Annotated in this window: 10 protein-coding genes; 7 read left to right on the top strand and 3 right to left on the bottom strand. The window is 71.1% G+C overall.

Translation table 11 applies throughout. From position 1 onward, the window contains the following. Positions 1-234: 234 nt before the first annotated feature. Positions 235-1,260: an SGNH/GDSL hydrolase family protein gene (locus ABZO29_RS26160; protein ID WP_367322620.1), complete on the bottom strand. Its 1,026-nt coding sequence runs from the start codon at positions 1,258-1,260 to the stop codon at positions 235-237. 158 nt (positions 1,261-1,418) lie between these two features. Here ABZO29_RS26160 and ABZO29_RS26165 point away from each other — a divergent pair, with 158 nt between their 5' ends. Further along, entirely contained in the window at positions 1,419-2,807 is a 1,389-nt protein-coding gene (locus ABZO29_RS26165) for a cystathionine beta-synthase (protein WP_367322621.1), read from the top strand. A gap of 380 nt (positions 2,808-3,187) precedes the next feature. On the opposite strand, the gene ABZO29_RS26170 is transcribed toward ABZO29_RS26165, so the two are convergent. Further along, positions 3,188-3,613 carry a hypothetical protein gene (locus ABZO29_RS26170; protein ID WP_367326250.1) on the bottom strand — a complete coding sequence of 142 codons (426 nt, stop codon included), beginning with the start codon at positions 3,611-3,613 and terminating at the stop codon, positions 3,188-3,190. 936 nt (positions 3,614-4,549) lie between these two features. Here ABZO29_RS26170 and ABZO29_RS26175 point away from each other — a divergent pair. From ABZO29_RS26175 to ABZO29_RS26185, 3 genes are read left to right on the top strand one after another with little or no spacing between them, the layout of a single operon-like run. Continuing rightward, positions 4,550-5,785, top strand: coding sequence for a cation:proton antiporter (locus tag ABZO29_RS26175; RefSeq protein WP_367322622.1), 1,236 nt, complete (start codon positions 4,550-4,552; stop codon positions 5,783-5,785). Continuing rightward, the gene (locus ABZO29_RS26180) at positions 5,772-6,089 is read left to right on the top strand and encodes a hypothetical protein (RefSeq protein ID WP_367322623.1); all 318 of its coding nucleotides are present in this window, start codon (positions 5,772-5,774) and stop codon (positions 6,087-6,089) included. Before ABZO29_RS26175 ends, ABZO29_RS26180 begins: the two co-directional genes overlap by 14 nt. Next, the gene (locus tag ABZO29_RS26185; RefSeq protein WP_367322624.1) at positions 6,086-7,384 is read left to right on the top strand and encodes an SLC13 family permease; all 1,299 of its coding nucleotides are present in this window, start codon (positions 6,086-6,088) and stop codon (positions 7,382-7,384) included. The genes ABZO29_RS26180 and ABZO29_RS26185 overlap by 4 nt, the downstream gene beginning before the upstream one ends. Before the next feature lie 43 nt (positions 7,385-7,427). On the opposite strand, the gene ABZO29_RS26190 is transcribed toward ABZO29_RS26185, so the two are convergent. Next, positions 7,428-8,489 (bottom strand): PucR family transcriptional regulator, encoded by a 1,062-nt coding sequence (locus tag ABZO29_RS26190; protein ID WP_367322625.1) that lies wholly within the window; start codon positions 8,487-8,489, stop codon positions 7,428-7,430. Positions 8,490-8,769: 280 nt separating this feature from the next. Between ABZO29_RS26190 and ABZO29_RS26195 the strand changes: the two genes are divergently transcribed. The 3 genes from ABZO29_RS26195 (at position 8,770) to ABZO29_RS26205 (ending at position 16,316) form a co-directional block, all read left to right on the top strand. Next, positions 8,770-9,204 carry a hypothetical protein gene (locus ABZO29_RS26195; protein ID WP_367322626.1) on the top strand — a complete coding sequence of 145 codons (435 nt, stop codon included), beginning with the start codon at positions 8,770-8,772 and terminating at the stop codon, positions 9,202-9,204. Positions 9,205-9,325: 121 nt separating this feature from the next. After that, positions 9,326-11,371, top strand: a complete 2,046-nt coding sequence (locus tag ABZO29_RS26200) for an SPFH domain-containing protein (protein WP_367322627.1) — start codon at positions 9,326-9,328, stop codon at positions 11,369-11,371. 82 nt (positions 11,372-11,453) lie between these two features. Beyond that, positions 11,454-16,316: a DNA repair ATPase gene (locus ABZO29_RS26205; RefSeq protein ID WP_367322628.1), complete on the top strand. Its 4,863-nt coding sequence runs from the start codon at positions 11,454-11,456 to the stop codon at positions 16,314-16,316. Positions 16,317-16,342: the final 26 nt, after the last annotated feature.

The raw sequence follows: 16,342 nt of genomic DNA on the forward strand, positions 1-16,342 counted from the left end.
GGTATCGCGATGTGACCCTGACCGCAGTTTTCTAAGCGCTTGCTTGGGCCTCCGGCGGTTGAGCCGAGGGTGGTGCGGCTTGGCCGGGGTGACGGTCCCTGGGGCTCCGCCCCAGACCCCGCCAGGCTCCGCCCCTGGACCCCGGCCTTCGCCCACCCACCACCCGACTCGGTTGGAATGAAGGGTCACCCTCGAGGGTCACCACTTCTGGAGCCCCCATGCTTCGGATGCAGCTCACGGTGAGCGAGTCACAGGCGTCGGCTCCGACTCCGGCACCCTGCGACGACGCCGCCGCTTCAGCAGTGCCCACGGCCCCCGCGGCCCCGTCGGCATCGCCGCCGCGACCTCCGTGCCCGCCTCCGACGCCGCCTCCGCCGCAGCCCGCGCCACCGGCAGGAATCCCTCGCGGCGGGACACGTCCGGGCGTTCCTCCTCCGCCGGCCAGAGGCCCAGCGCCGCGCAGACCGTCGGCAGCACCGCCATCGCGGCTGTCGCATACCCCTCCGCGGAGGGGTGGTAGCTGTCGGGGCCGAACAGCTCCCGCGGATTCGCCTCGAACTCCGGGCCCAGCAGGTCGCCCAGCGACACGGTGCGGCCGCCCTGCTCGACGACACCGATCGTCTGGGCGGCCGCCAGCTGGCGGGAGGCACGTCTGGCCAGCCAGCGCAGGGGCTGCTGCACCGGTTCGATCGTGCCGAGGTCGGGACACGTGCCCACGACGACCTCCGCACCGGCCGTGCGCAGGCGTCGTACCGCCGCCGACAAGTGCCGGACCGAGGTCGTGGGCGGCATCCGGTGTGTCACGTCGTTCGCCCCGATCATGATCACGCAGATGTCGGGTACCCGGGTGGGGTCCGAAAGGGCCAGCGCCACCTGGCGGTCCAGGTCGTCCGAGCGGGCGCCGGGGAGGGCCACATTGCGGAACTCCACCGGGCGTTCGGCCACCGCCGCGAGGCCCGACGCCAGCAGTGCGCCCGGTGTCTGGCCCGCCCGGTGCACACCCTGGCCCGCGGCCGTGGAGTCGCCGAGCAGGGTCAGCCGCAGGGGCGGTTCTCCGAGGGGGTCGTAGGCATGGCCGTACAGTCCCGCCGCGTTCGGCACGTGGGGCTGTGCGCCGTTTCCCACCCGGCGCCTGGCCAGCTGGACCTCGGCCAGCAGCAGGCCGACGGCCGCCGCCCCCGCCAGGCCGATGCCGCCACCGCCGAACGCCGCGCCGGCCGCGATGCGCCGGGCCACCCGCGCCCTGGACATGCTCGTCATACCGCGCCGCCACCTCCTATAGCCGTACATCAACTCCTTGCCCCGCACGCACCGTCGCCCAATCCCAACGGGGAGTGAAGGACCGTCCACGGCCCTCAGACAGGCCATAGGCTGGCGGAACCACTAAGACCACTTCTTTGCAGCATCCGGAGACAACGGTGCAATTCCACGACTCGATGATCAGCCTCGTCGGCAACACCCCGCTGGTGAGGCTCAACAGCGTGACCAAGGGCATCCGGGCGACCGTCCTGGCCAAGGTGGAGTACTTCAACCCGGGCGGCTCCGTGAAGGACCGCATCGCCCTGCGCATGATCGAGGCGGCAGAGCAGAGCGGCGAACTCAAGCCCGGTGGCACCATCGTCGAGCCGACCAGCGGGAACACCGGTGTCGGGCTCGCGATCGTGGCTCAGCAGAAGGGGTACAAGTGCATCTTCGTGTGCCCCGACAAGGTCAGCACCGACAAGATCAACGTGCTGCGCGCCTACGGCGCCGAGGTGGTCGTATGCCCGACTGCCGTGGACCCCGAGCACCCCGACTCCTACTACAACGTCTCCGACCGGCTCGTCCGCGAGACCCCGGGCGCCTGGAAGCCCGACCAGTACTCCAACCCCAACAACCCGCTCTCCCACTACCACTCCACCGGCCCCGAGCTGTGGGAGCAGACGGAGGGGAAGATCACTCATTTCGTCGCGGGCGTGGGGACCGGCGGCACCATCTCCGGGACCGGCCGTTACCTGAAGGACGTCAGCGACGGGCGGGTCCAGGTCGTCGGCGCCGACCCCGAGGGGTCCGTGTACTCCGGCGGGTCCGGGCGGCCGTACCTCGTCGAGGGTGTCGGTGAGGACTTCTGGCCGACCGCGTACGACCGGACCGTGGCCGACGAGATCGTCGCCGTGTCCGACAAGGACTCCTTCCAGATGACCCGCCGGCTGGCCAAGGAGGAGGGCCTGCTGGTGGGCGGCTCCTGCGGGATGGCCGTCGTGGCGGCGCTGCGGGTCGCCGAGCGGCTCGGGCCCGACGACGTCGTGGTCGTCCTCCTTCCGGACAGCGGGCGCGGCTACCTCAGCAAGATCTTCAACGACGAGTGGATGGCCGACTACGGCTTCCTCGAGGACGAGGGCCCGAGCGCGCGCGTCGGCGACGTCCTCAACGACAAGGAGCACGGCGCCATGCCGTCCCTCGTCCACATGCACCCGGACGAAACCGTCGGCCAGGCCATCGAGGTGCTGCGCGAGTACGGCGTCTCGCAGATGCCGGTCGTGAAGCCGGGCGCCGGTCACCCCGACGTCATGGCGGCGGAGGTCGTCGGGTCGGTCGTGGAGCGGGAGCTGCTGGACGCCCTGTTCAGCAGGACCGCCTCCCTGGACGACCCGCTGGAGAAGCACATGTCGGCCCCGCTGCCGCAGGTCGGCTCCGGTGAACCGGTCGCGGACCTGATGTCGGTGCTGGGCACCGCGGACGCGGCCATCGTCCTCGTCGAGGGCAAGCCGACCGGTGTGGTCAGCCGGCAGGACCTGCTGGCCTTCCTCGCCAAGGGCGCGAAGTGACGGGAAACGTCCGGTGAACGGCCCGTGACGGCGCCGAACTTGCGGTTGCCCACCGCAGTGGTGGACTTCGCGGAAGTGGTACGAGCGTGTCACGTCCACGCAGCACACGCTTAACACGGGTCCGGCACATTAGTGGGTGTCGGCAGGGCGGGAGCGGCTCCCCGCCCGGGCCGGCAAACCGAACGGCGTCAAGGACCTCCGGAGCGGCTCCCGGACCTCCATGGACGCCACGGACGCGCAAGCCCGGCCCTGACCCGGCCCGCGTCCCTCGCGGGGACCGCCGTCGTCCCGCCCCCCGGCAACGGGGGTGCGGCGGTCCCCGCGCATATTCTTTCCGGGGGACGACAGCGGACGCAGGCAGCCCGGTGGTTGCGGACCTGTCAGTCCTCCCACTCACCGTCCCGCGACGCCTTGCGGCGGCCGCGGAAGAGGCCCGGGTTGCTGCGGGCGGCCTGGAACGCGTTGACGCCGACGATGCCCGCCCAGGCCACGAGCAGGCCGGGGAGGTGGGCGACTCCGCCGCCGATCGCGGACAGGGGGATCGCCAGCACGAGCGAGACGATGCCGAAGCCGAAGCGCTCGCCCCAGGAGTCGGTGGCCTTCGACGACCGGGAGCCCCGGGCCACGACCATCTGCTGCTCGGCCAGCTGCCGACGTACCCGGCGCTCTACCGCGCCGTCGATGCGCTGGTCAACCTTCTCCAGGAACGAGTCGACCAGTGCGGACTCGTACTCCTCACCGAGCTCCCTGCGGGCCTGCAGGGTGGCGTTGAGTTCCTTCTTGAGTTCGGTGTCCCGCGCGTCCATCCCGGTCTCCATTCCCGTCATGGAGTCCCACGTTAGGGAGGCGGGCCTGCCTCCGCACTGGGGTTAGCCCCCCTGTTCGTCGCCGTCCTGGAGGGGCCGCGGAGCCTCCGGGCCGGCAGGCTCACGTCAGTCCTGCGTCAAGGTCGACGCGAAAGGCGTCAGTAACGCATCAAGGGAGGACCGGTTCGCGGCCCGCTTCCCCAGCCTCGTCCTCATGCGACGGCGCACCCCACGAAAACGGGCGAAGCCGGTCCCCACGCCGGTACGGGGCGGCCAGGGAGCCGCACGGACAACTGCACACCGCCGCCGTCAGGTCCGTGCCGGAGCCGGTGCCAACCCCCTTCGTCTGGGCGGCCGCCTTCGTCGGCTGCTTCCTGCTGGTGGCGGTACTCGGTGCGGTCGGCGGTCTGTCCGGTTCGTCCGTCGTGCTGGGCGCGCAGTGCGGGCCGGCGGTGCTGCTCGGCCTGACCGCCCGCTTTCGTGCGGCTCCCGGTGTCGCCCTGGTGTGCCGGCTGTTCCTCAACGGCTACGCCGTGGCGCCACGCGGGGAGCCCGCCTGGCAGGGCCATCCGGATGTCGCCCGGATCGTGCTGCTGTTCGCTGCCGCGTCTCTCGGCACGGTCATCGCGCGAATCGCCGACGCGGTCGGGGCTCAACCGCATCGCGCCTGGCCGGAGGCCAGGGTCGGACAGCTGAGGCCATCCACTCGGGGCGGTGGACCTTGCCCGACTGTGGCGAGCTGCGCCTTCCTCGCGGACGAGGGCGCGGGCCATCTCGGGGGTGCGTTGCCGGGTTCCGGCAACATCGGTGGCTCCGTGGTGCCCGTAAGCGATCTGTCTGAGACGCATCAAGGGCAGGTAAGGTTCCCCCTGGTGTGCCGGGAAGCCTGGTCGGCGAGCAAGGGACAAGTCTCTCTTCCGATCGGGGGTGGCCGCCATGGTGCTCGTGGTGGTGTTCGGTGCCGCACTGTTGGTGGCGGTGCTGCTTTCGGGCCTGGCGGCGCGGACGGTTCTCTCCACGTCCTTCCTCTTCCTGGTCGGCGGGGCACTGGTCAGCGACGGGTTCCTCGGGCTGATCCACATCACGCCGGACAGCGAGATCGTGTCCGTCACAGCCGACCTGGCGCTGTTCGCGGTGCTGTTCACCGACGGCATGCACGTGTCCCTGCCCAAGCTGCGCGCCAACTGGAAGAACCCGGCTCGCGCCCTTGGCCTGGGCATGCCGCTCGCGTTCGTCTTCATGGCCCTGGTCACCCATTACCTGGTGGGCCTGGACTGGACGACGTCCTTCCTGGTCGGAGCGGTCCTCGCGCCGACCGACCCGGTGTTCGCGTCGGCGATCGTCGGGCGCGCCGAAGTCCCTGCCAAGCTGCGGCAACTGCTGAACGTGGAGAGCGGCATCAACGACGGGCTCGCCCTGCCTGTGGTCCTGATGCTGATCGCGGCCGCCGGACCGACCGCACACAGCGCGGAGGCATCGCCGGGCAGGATCGCGCTCGAGCTGCTGCTCGGCCTGGTCTTCGGCGTCGTACTGCCCCTGCTGGTCAACGGTCTCGTACGCTTCCGGCTGCTGGGCGCGGAGCCGAAACTGCAGCCGCTGCTGCCGCTGGCCACCGGGATCATCCTGTACGCGACCTGCCACCTCACCCATGCCAACCCCTACCTCGCCGCCTTCTCGGCGGGCGCGGCCCTGGCACACGTCTCACCGGAGGCGAAGACGTCCTTCGAACCGCTCGGCGAGGCGTTGGCGGAGCTGGCGAAGTTCGCGGCGCTTCTGGTGTTCGGGGCGCTACTGACCCCGCAGCTGTTCGGTGATCTGTCCTTCGGCGGCTACCTGGCGGTGGTTCTCGCCATCGTCCTCATCCGCCCCGCCTCGTTGCTGCTCTCGTTGCTCGGCACGACGATCTCCCGCAAGGAGAAGCTGGTGGCGGCCTGGTTCGGCCCGAAGGGCTTCGCCTCGGTGGTCTACGGCCTGCTCGTGCTGCAGTCCGGCATCCCGCAGGCCGAGGGGGCGTTCACCCTCATCGCGGTCTGCATCGCCTTGTCGATCATCGCGCACAGCTCCACCGACGTACCGATCGCTCGCATGTTCCGTGTCGAGGACCTCGCCGGTGTGCCCGGAGCCGACGAAACGCCCCGAACCACCGAGGAGGCCGACCGTGTCGGCGCGTGAGGTCGTCGACCACGACGGACAGTCCTGCTCCGCGGTGTCCACACCGCGGAGCAGGGGACGGCTCCTGCCCACGTCCGCACCGGCGGACCTCGTTTTCGCCGCCGGATTCGGCGGCCAGGGCCTCGAACACCGCGTCCGGCCGCCGACGGTCGGGCCGGTCGCGAGCGTCACGCACATCGCGGCCCTCATGGCCCGCACCCACGCTCCGTTGGTGGCCGTCGTCGAACGCGACGGCCACCGGACCCTGCTCACGGGTGCCGTCACGGCCGCCCGTCTGATGGAACGACTTCTCGGAGGACCGTGAACGACTGGCAGAGCTGGGCGGCGGTCGTCGTCTTCGTCGGCGCGTACGCCCTGATCATCAGCGAGAAGATCCACCGCGTGGCCGTCGCGCTCGGTGGCGCGGGTCTGATGCTGGCGATCGGCGCGACCGACGACAAGTCGGCGTTCTACTCCGAGCACAGCGGCGTCGACTGGAACGTCATCTTCCTGCTCATGGGCATGATGATGATCGTCGGCGTGCTGAAGAAGACCGGCATGTTCGAGTACCTGGCGATCTGGTCGGTGAAGCGGGCCAGGGCGAAGCCGTTCCGGGTGATGGCCATGCTGGTCGTGATCACGGCGGTGGCCTCGGCCCTGCTGGACAACGTCACCACGGTGCTGCTCATCGCGCCGGTCACGCTGCTGGTCTGCGAGCGGCTCGCCCTGCCCGTCGCCCCGTTCCTGATCGCCGAGGTCATGGCGTCGAACATCGGTGGCACGGCGACCCTGGTCGGTGACCCGCCGAACATCATCATCGCCAGCCGGGCCGGGCTGACCTTCAACGCCTTCCTGGTCCACCTGGCACCGATCGTGCTGGTCCTGGTGATCGCCCTGCTCGCGCTGTGCCGGGTGATGTTCCGCAAGTCCTTCGTGTACGACGATGACCGGGCCGCCGAGATCATGGCGCTGGAGGAACGCGAGGCGATCAAGGACCCGCGGCTGCTCGTCCAGGGCCTGGTCGTCCTGGCGCTGGTGGTCGCGGGCTTCGTCCTCCACCCGGTGCTGCACTACGAGCCCAGCGTCGTCGCCCTGCTCGGCGCCGGGCTGCTCATCGCCGTCTCCACGGCCGAGACCCGCGAGGTCCTGCAAGAGGTGGAGTGGCCCACTCTGGCCTTCTTCGCCGGCCTCTTCATCATGATCGGCGGCCTGATCGAGACCGGTGTGATCGGCGAGATCTCCAAGGGCCTGGCCGACGCGATCGGCGACAACGAGCTCGGCGGCTCCATGACCCTGCTGAGCGCCTCCGCGGTCCTGTCCGGCATCGTCGACAACATCCCCTACGTCGCCACGATGGCCCCCATCACCAGCGACCTCGTCCACAACATGGGCGGCGACAGCGACCACGTCATGTGGTGGGCCCTCGCCCTCGGCGCCGACCTGGGCGGCAACGCCACCGCCATCGGCGCCAGCGCCAACGTCGTCGTGCTCGGCATCGCCGAACGCAACCGCCAGCCCATCTCCTTCTGGCAGTTCACCAAGTACGGCATGGTCGTCACGGGCGTCACCGTGGCCCTCGCGCTCGGCTACGTGTGGCTGCGCTACTTCGCGCTCGGCTGACGCACCCGGGCGGGCCGGACCTCGCCCAGCGGGCTGCCGGCCGTCACACCTCGTCCTCGGGCCACCCGAGGAGCCTGGCCCCGATCACCGCCGTCTGCAGGGTGTAGCGGTTGACGGGATCGCCCGGGTCGGCGCCGGTGAGCTTGTGAATGCGGTCCAGACGGTAGGTGAAGGCCCGCACGCTCAGGTTCAGGCGCCGGGCCGCCTCGGCGGCGACGCAGCCGGAGTCGAAGTACGCCGTGAGCGTCTCGACGAGGGGGCGGGCGCCGCCGCGTGCGCTCTGCAGCGGGCCGAGGGTGTTGCTGACGAGGTCGGCCATGGCCTGCCGGTCACGGGTCAGGACCGGGTAGACGAGAAGGTCGGCCGAGCGCAGCACCGGTTCGTGGATCTGCAGCCGAGCCGCCAGGTCGAGGGCGTTGAGGGCCTCTTCGTAGGAGTGGACGACTCCGCCCGCACCCGGGTGCGGGCGCCCGATGGCGACTTGGCCGCCCTCGGTGGCGGCGTACGCCTGCTTGGCGAAGAACGCCAGCACGTCGTCCTGATCCCCTGGCGCGATGCAGATCAGCCGGCCGTCCTTGGTGGTGAGCAGAATGCGCCGCTCGCCGAACCGGCCCACCACGGCACTCTCCACCTGCCGCGTGGCCGGATCGGTCTCCTCGACCGGCCTGCCACCCTGAGCGACGGCGACGGCGTGGGCACGCGAGAGCAGCAGCCCGAAACGTTCGGCCCGTTCGGACAGGCGGCCCAGATCGCTGCGGCCGTAGAGCAGGTCGTCGATGAATTCCCGGCGCACCGCCTCCTCCTGCCGTACGGCGAGTTGCTGTGCTCGCTCGTGGCCTTCGGCGAAGGCGTCGATCGCCTGCTCGACGGCGGCGAGCGCGCGATCACCCGCGGCGGCGGAGAGGACCGGCCAGATGCCCCGGGCCGTGGCCAGGTGCCGGCGAACGACGGCCCGCAGCCCGAAGCCGGCCTCGGCGGCGCGTTCCCCCCGCGTCCGCAGGAACTCCAACTCGTCCCGGGTGAGGCGGCGACCCGTCGCACACACCTCGGTCAGTATCTGGGCATACCCCTCCAGATACTCGTCGGGAACCTCCCGCCCTGTCACGCGTCCTCCCGTGTCCTTGGCGTTCTGCCGGCGCGTTTTGCGTTGCAGGCTGAACAAGACTGGCAGATCCGGGGCAGGCCACGGGGGCCGGGAGCGAGCCGTCGCGACCGGAACTGATCATGCCGAACCATGGTCCGGTACCCGCAGCGATGTGTCGCCGCCCGGCATCAAGCAGGCGTCAAGACTGCCGGGGCACGGCAATGCGTCCGAGAGCATGACCGGTTCAAGATGGCGGGGGAAGAGACAGGGCATTCGAGAACTCGGTTCGGGGGGCGAGGACATGGGACAGGTCGTCGGCGCCGCCGCGCGGTTCCCCACCGTCACCTTCACTTCGGCCCTGGTGGTCGTGCTCGGTTTCTGGCTGCTGGTCCTGCTGGGCCGCGCCGGTGTGCGCGACTTCGACGTCGACGCCCCCTCGTTGGTCGGCTCTCTCGGCGGGATGCCGGTCGCCGTCGCGGGATCCGTGGTGGTCACGAGCGCCTGGCTCGTCAGCCTCACGGGAACGGTGCTGATGGACCTGGCACGCTTGTCAGGTCCCGGTGATGCCGCGGCCAGGGTCGCGCTGCTCTCCCTGTCCGCACTGACAGCCTGGCCGGTGACACGAAGGTGCGCTGCCCCTCTCGTCCGGCTGTTCCCGAGCCGGCCCGGGCCGCACCGGCAGGCCGCGCCGGGCAGCGCGCCGTACGACCCCGGCAGTCCCGGCGCCGGCGGCTGAGCCGCCCACAGGTCCCACCGCGCCGCCCGAGCTCTCACGCGCATCTCGCCCGCCCGCAGCCGAGCGGGCCGTCTCGCCTCCCGTCGAGGCGTCAACTCCTCGCAGACTTCAAGGACTTCGTATGGACGCCATCACCGTGGGCTTCGGCGTGCTCATCGCCGCCTGCCTGCTCGTCGCGACAGCCGCACTGTTCGTCCTCTCCCGCCTGTTCCGCAAGGTGGAGCAGGGCAAGGCGCTGATCGTCTCCAAACTGCGGAGGGTCGACGTGACCTTCACCGGGCAGGTGGTGCTGCCGGTGCTGCACAAGGCCGAGGTGATGGACATCTCGGTGAAGACGATCGAGATCACCCGGGCCGGCAAGGACGGGCTGATCTGCCGGGACAACATCCGGGCCGACATCCGGATCTCGTTCTTCGTGAAGGTCAACAAGACCGTCGCGGACGTCATCAAGGTCGCCCAGGCGGTCGGCACGGCACGGGCCAGCGACCAGAGGACGCTGCAGGAACTCTTCCACGCGAAGTTCTCCGAGGCGCTGAAGACCGTCGGCAAGCAGATGGACTTCACCGACCTCTACACCAAGCGCGAGGAACTGCGGTACCAGATCATCGAGTTGATCGGCGTCGACCTCAACGGCTACCACCTGGAGGACGCGGCGATCGACTACCTGGAGCAGACGCCGCTGACGCAGCTGGACCCGGCGAACGTCCTCGACGCGCAGGGCATCAGGAAGATCACAGAGCTGACGGCGGTGGAGCACGTGCGCACCAACGAGGCCCAGCGCACCGAGGAGAAGGAGATCACCCGGCAGAACGTCGACGCCCGCGAGGCCATCCTGGAGCTGGAGCGCCGCCAGGCGGACGCCGAGATCAAGCAGCGCCGGGAGATCGAGACCGTACGGGCGCGCGAGGAGGCGGAGACGGCGCGGGTGGTGGAGGAGGAGCGGCTGCGCGCGCAGTCCGCGTTCCTCAAGACCGAGGAGCAGCTCGGGGTGCAGCGGGAGAACCAGGCCCGCGAGGTCGCCGTCGCGCAGAAGAACCGCGAGCGGGTCATCGCGATCGAGAACGAGCGCATCGAGAAGGACCGCCTCCTCGAGGTCATCGCGCGGGAGCGGGAGACCCAGCTGACGCAGATCGCCGCTTCGAAGGAGGTCGAGGCTGAGAAGCGGGAGATCGCCGAGGTCATCCGGGAGCGGATCGCCGTGGACCGGACGGTCGCCGAGCAGGAGGAGGCCATCAAGAAGCTGCGCGCTGTCGAGGAGGCCGAGCGGCAGCGGCAGGCCGTGATCATCGCCGCCGAGGCGGAGGCCCAGGAGAAGCTGGTCAAGGACATCAAGGCCGCGGAGGCCGCCGAGCAGGCCGCCACCCACCACGCCGCAGAGGAACTCACCCTGGCCGAGGCACGGTTGAAGACGGCCGACCTCGACGCGCAGGCCAAGCTGCGGCTGGCGCAGGGTGTCCAGGCCGAGGCCGCTGCCGAGGGGCTCGCGGCCGTGCAGGTCCGGGACAAGGAGGCCGAGGTCGTCGAGAAGGCCGGCCGTGCCGAAGCCGAGGCCACCGAGGCCCGACTCCGCGCCGAGGCGGAGGGCGCCCGCGCCAAGGCGCTGGCCGAGGCCACGGCCATCTCCGAGAAGCTCAAGGCAGAGGCGGAGGGGCTCAGCCAGAAGGCCGTGGCGATGGCCGCGCTCGACGAGGCATCCCGCGGCCACGAGGAGTACCGGCTGCGGCTGCAGGCCGAGAAGGACATCCGGCTGGCCGGACTCGACATGCAGAAGCACGTCGCCGAGGCACAGGCCACGGTCCTCGCCACCGGTCTGGAGAACGCCGACATCAACATCGTCGGCGGGGAGTCGGTCTTCTTCGACCGCCTGGTCTCCTCGATCGCGCTCGGCAAGGGCGTCGACGGGTTCGTCCAGCACTCCGAGACCGCGCAGGCACTCGCCCGGCCCTGGCTGGACGGCACCTCCAGCTTCACCGACGACCTGAGCCGCGCCCTCGGCTCGGTCTCCACGGCCGACGTGCAGAACCTGACCGTCTCCGCGCTGCTGATGAAGCTGATGAACACCGGTGCCGCCGACGCCGGGCAGCTGAGGCAACTGCTGGACAAGGCGGGCGAGCTGGGCCTGGCCGACACCTCACTGGCCGCGCTCAACGGCAGCGCGCAGGCCTGACAGACCCGCGGTCCGCAGCCGCCGCACAGGGGACGGCGGCTGCGGACCGCGCTCTTTTCCCCCGACTTCCTGAGAGGGACCCATGACCACCGGCCTGGACACCGGCACGTACGAGGTGCTGCGCGACCGCCTCACCGCGCAGGCCGCCGAACTCGCCCGCCGAGCCGAGACGCTCAACGCCCGCCGAACCGAGGAGTTCGGCTCCACACGGCTCGAACTCGCCGGCACCGAGCGGCTGCGCACCGAGCACAGCTGCGTACCCCGGGACATCGTCTCGGTCGGCGGCATCCTGCTCTTCGGCCACAACGTCTTCCTCGGCCTCAAACCCGGGACGACCGTCGGCGACGTCTTCGCGTTGCACGACCGCGACCTGAACCGGCTGCCCGACGACGCCGTGCCCGGCCTGCTGGACGACGCCGCCTTCGTCCGTGAGTTCGCCGCCCTCTACCGCTACTACCGGCAGGCCCACCTCCTCCAGCTCCGCCGCGTCGACGGCAAGTTGCTGGCCGTCTTCCAGACCGGCGAGAAGGCCGGAGACATCCGCGTCCTGCGCTGGGCCGTGACCGACGACGGCCAGGTGTCCTTCCTGGACGCGCGCGGCGACCGCGACCACGTCTTCCCGCCCTCCCACGACTTCGAGTGGACGCCGACGTCCCGCGAGGACCATGTCCTCGGCCGCCACCCGCACGTCTCCATCGAGGGCGAGGTCTTCGTGGAGACCGTCGGCGGCACCCTCACCGTCAAGGTCGAGAACAACACCGAGACCGGACAGGGCGTCTACGCCGAGCCCGTCGACGCGCCGCTGCAGTCCCTCGCCGACGCGCACATCGCGTACGCGCGCGTCGGCGCCCTGATCCTGCTCCGCGTCCGCCCCTACCAGGAGGACGCCGACCGCCACCTGGTGTTCAACACGCTCACCAAGTCGGTGGTCCGCCTGGACGGCATCGGTCAGGCGTGCCGCCGGCTGCCCGAGGACCAGGGCATCGTCTTCCCCGGCGGTTACTGCCTGGCCACCGGCACGCACAAGACGTTCGACGGTGTCGACACCAACAGCCTCGAGTTCCAGCGTGTGGTCCGCTCGCCCAACGGCGAGGACGTGCTGTTCGCTTTCCACGCACGCGTGGAGGGACGCAGCCTGCTCCTGCCGTACAACATGATCCGCAAAGAGGTCGCCACCCCGCTGTCCTGCCACGGCTGGGCCCTGTTCGACGACGGCGCGCTCGTCGTCCTGCGCGCCGACAGCGACGAGCCGCAGCGCGTGCACCCCGTCCAGCTGTGGCACTCCCCGTACGTCTCCGACACCCACGCCGCCGCCCAGCCCCTCGGCACCGGCCCGCTGGCCCGCGTCGGCAACGCGGACCTCGTGCGCGGCATCTCCGACTGCCTGTCCATCACGCGGGCCGTCACCGAGACCACTCCGACAAGTGAGGTGTACGAGGCGCTGGCCGCCGCGTGCGTCCGGGCGGCGGACTCCTACCACTGGCTGGGCGAGCCCGAACTCGGCGATCTGTACGCGCCGCTCACGCAGGTCCGCGCCACCGCCGAGCAGGTCCTGGCCGAGTTCGAGACCGTCCATGCCCTCAACCGGCAGGCCGCCGAGGCGCTGGCGGAGGCGGCGGCGCGGGTCGCCGCAGTCGTACGGCGCCTGCGGGGCGAAGCCCCGCGCAGCGCCGCCGCCTGGGTCACCGGACTGACCGAACTCCGGCAAGCCCAGGGCCACCTCCTCACCCTCAAGGACATGCGGTACGCCGACACCGTCCGCATCGATGAACTCGCCGCCGCCGCCGAGGCCGACCTCGCCTCCTTCGGGCAGCGGGCCGTCGCCCACCTCGCCCGGGAGGACGCCTTCGCCGGCCACCAGGCCGACATCGAGCGGCTGGTGGCCGACGCCGAGGCGATCACCACCGTCGCCGAGGCCGCACCCGTCGTCGCCCGCCTCGACGAACTCGCCCACGGACTGCGCACGGTCACCGACGTCGTCACCGGTCTCGACATCGGCGACGCCACCGTCCGTACGTCCGTCCTGGAGCGGATCGCGGGGGTCCTCGGCGGCGTCAACCGGGCTCGCGCCACACTCGACGGCCGCCGCCGCGCGCTCCTGGACCGTGAGGGACGGGCGGAGTTCGCCGCCGAGTTCGCGCTGCTGGGCCAGGCCGTCATCGGCGCGCTGGCCGTCGCGGACAGCCCCGAGGCGTGCGACGAGCAGCTCGCCCGCATGCTCGTGCAGGTGGAGGGCTTGGAGTCCCGGTTCGCGGAGTTCGACGACTTCCTCGGCGAGCTGGCGGACAAGCGTGACGAGGTCCACGAGGCGTTCTCCGCCCGGAAGCAGACCCTCGCCGACGCCCGCGCCCGCCGGGCCGAACGCCTCACCGAGTCGGCGTCCCGGGTCCTGCGGACCGTCGCCCGCCGCCAAGGCACGCTCGCCGACGCGGACGCCGTCACCACGTACTTCACCTCCGACCCCCTCGTGGCCAAGGTCCGCCGCATCGCAGGGGAACTGCGCGAACTCGGTGACCAGGTCAGGGCGGAGGAACTCGACGGCCGCCTCAAGGCAGCCCGCCAGGAGGCCCTCCGGTCCCTGCGCGACCGCACCGACCTGTACACCGACGACGGCCGCACCCTCCGCCTCGGCACCCACCGCTTCGCCGTCAACACCCAGCCCCTCGACCTCACCCTCGTCCCGCACGGCGACGGCCTCGCCTTCGCCGTCACCGGCACCGACCACCGCTCCCCGGTGACCGACCCCGGCTTCGCCGCGACCCGCCCGTACTGGGACCGGGCCCTGCCGTCGGAGTCCCCGCAGGTCTACCGTGCGGAACACCTCGCCGCCCGGCTGCTGGACGAGCACGGCCCGGCGGCACTCACGGACGCCGACCTGCCCGCCCTCGCACGGCAGGCCGCGGAAGCCGCCTACGACGAGGGATACGAGCGCGGTGTCCACGACCACGACGCCGCCCTGATCCTCACCACGCTCCTGCGGCTGTACGAGGACGCGGGACCACTGCGCCACGAGCCGGCGGCCCGCGCCACCGCCCAACTGTTCTGGGCCCACGGCACGACCGCCGAGGCCCGGCAGGACTGGCAGCGGCGCGCGGTCTCGCTGGCCCGCGCCCGGGACACCTTCGGCCTGGCGCCCGCGATCGAGAAGCTGCGGCAGGAACTGGCGGAGGCGATCGGCACGGAAGCGGCGGCCGCCTACCTCTTCGAGGAGCTGACGAGCGGCCCCGACGGCTTCGTCATCAGCGCGAGTGCCCGCACCCTGCTCGACAAGTTCCACCACACGGTCGGCACCTCGGCCTACGACGAGGACCTCGCCGTACTCGGCGACCTGGACGCGCGCAAGCAGCTCGTCGAGGCGTGGCTCTCCTCGTACACCACCTCCACCGGCATGGAGGTCACCCCCGGCGACCTGGCCGAGGCAGTGGCCGCCGAACTCTGCCCCGACCTGGCCCGCCACGTCTCCGACGCGCCGTTGACCGAGACGGTCGGAGGACTGCTCGGCGCCCACCCCCGTATCACCGACCGGTCCCTGCCCCTCCGCATCGACGAGTTCCTGGCCCGCACCCACGCGTTCCGCACGCACGACGTACCCGGCCACCGCGCCTTCCAGCGTCGCCGTACAGAGCTTGTGGCCGCCGAACAGGCGCGGCTCCACCTGGACGAGTACCGGCCGCGGGTGATGTCCGCGTTCGTCCGCAGCAGACTCATCGACGAGGTCTACCTCCCACTGATCGGCGACAGCCTCGCCAAGCAGCTCGGCACCACCGGCGAGTCCAAGCGCACCGACACCGGCGGCCTCCTGCTGCTCATCTCCCCGCCCGGCTACGGCAAGACGACCCTCATGGAGTACGTCGCCGACCGCCTCGGCCTCATCCTCGTCAAGGTCAACGGCCCGGCCCTCGGCCACACCGTCACCTCGCTCGACCCGGCCGAGGCCCCGAACGCGACGGCCCGCCAGGAGATCGAGAAGATCAACTTCGCGCTGGAGGCGGGCAACAACACCCTCCTGTACCTGGACGACATCCAGCACACCTCGCCCGAACTGCTGCAGAAGTTCATCCCGCTGTGCGACGCCACCCGCCGCATCGAGGGCGTCCGGAACGGCGAGCCCCGCACCCACGACCTGCGCGGCAAGCGCTTCGCCGTGTGCATGGCCGGCAACCCCTACACCGAGTCCGGCGCCCGCTTCCGCATCCCCGACATGCTCGCCAACCGCGCCGACGTCTGGAACCTCGGCGACGTCCTCACCGGCAAGCAGGACGCCTTCGCGCTCAGCTTCATGGAGAACGCCCTCACCGCGAACCCGGTCCTCGCCCCGCTCGCCGGCCGCGACCGCGCCGACCTCGACCTCCTCGTCCGGCTCGCCCAGGGCGACACCACGGCCCGCGCCGACCGGCTCACCCACCCCTACGCCCCTGCCGAACTGGAGGGCATCCTGGCCGTACTGCGCCACCTGCTCACGGCCCGCGACACGGTCCTCGCCGTGAACAGCGCCTACATCGCCTCGGCGGCCCAGTCCGACACCACACGCACAGAGCCGCCCTTCCAGCTCCAGGGCTCCTACCGCAACATGAACAAGATCGCCCAGCGTATCCAGCCGGTCATGAACGACGCCGAACTGTCCGCCGTGATCGACGACCACTACACGGCCGAGGCTCAGACGCTGACCACGGGCGCGGAGGCCAATCTGCTGAAGCTGGCCGAACTGCGCGGCACGCTCACACCCGAGCAGGCCGCCCGCTGGGCGGACATCAAGAACGCCTACGTCCGCACCCAGACGCTCGGCGGCCCGGAGGACGATCAGCTCACTCGCGCGATCGCCGCCCTCGGCCTGCTCGCGGACCGCATCGCCGCCGTCGAATCCGCCATCAACCGCGCCGCCGACCCACGCCGCCTCATGGCCAACCCGACGGCCCGGCACGCGGTCCGGCCGCACGACGAGTGACAACGCCCCTGGCGGGTTGCGGTCCC

The organism is Streptomyces sp. HUAS ZL42 (assembly GCF_040782645.1).
In the GTDB taxonomy this organism is placed as follows: Bacteria; Actinomycetota; Actinomycetes; order Streptomycetales; family Streptomycetaceae; genus Streptomyces.

Coding starts and splice junctions, on each gene's coding strand:
- ABZO29_RS26205 (WP_367322628.1), top strand. CDS start 11,454: ATGACCACCGGCCTGGACACCGGCACGTACGAGGTGCTGCGCGACCGC.
- ABZO29_RS26195 (WP_367322626.1), top strand. CDS start 8,770: ATGGGACAGGTCGTCGGCGCCGCCGCGCGGTTCCCCACCGTCACCTTC.
- ABZO29_RS26170 (WP_367326250.1), bottom strand. CDS start 3,613: ATGGACGCGCGGGACACCGAACTCAAGAAGGAACTCAACGCCACCCTG.
- ABZO29_RS26200 (WP_367322627.1), top strand. CDS start 9,326: ATGGACGCCATCACCGTGGGCTTCGGCGTGCTCATCGCCGCCTGCCTG.
- ABZO29_RS26175 (WP_367322622.1), top strand. CDS start 4,550: ATGGTGCTCGTGGTGGTGTTCGGTGCCGCACTGTTGGTGGCGGTGCTG.
- ABZO29_RS26160 (WP_367322620.1), bottom strand. CDS start 1,260: ATGACGAGCATGTCCAGGGCGCGGGTGGCCCGGCGCATCGCGGCCGGC.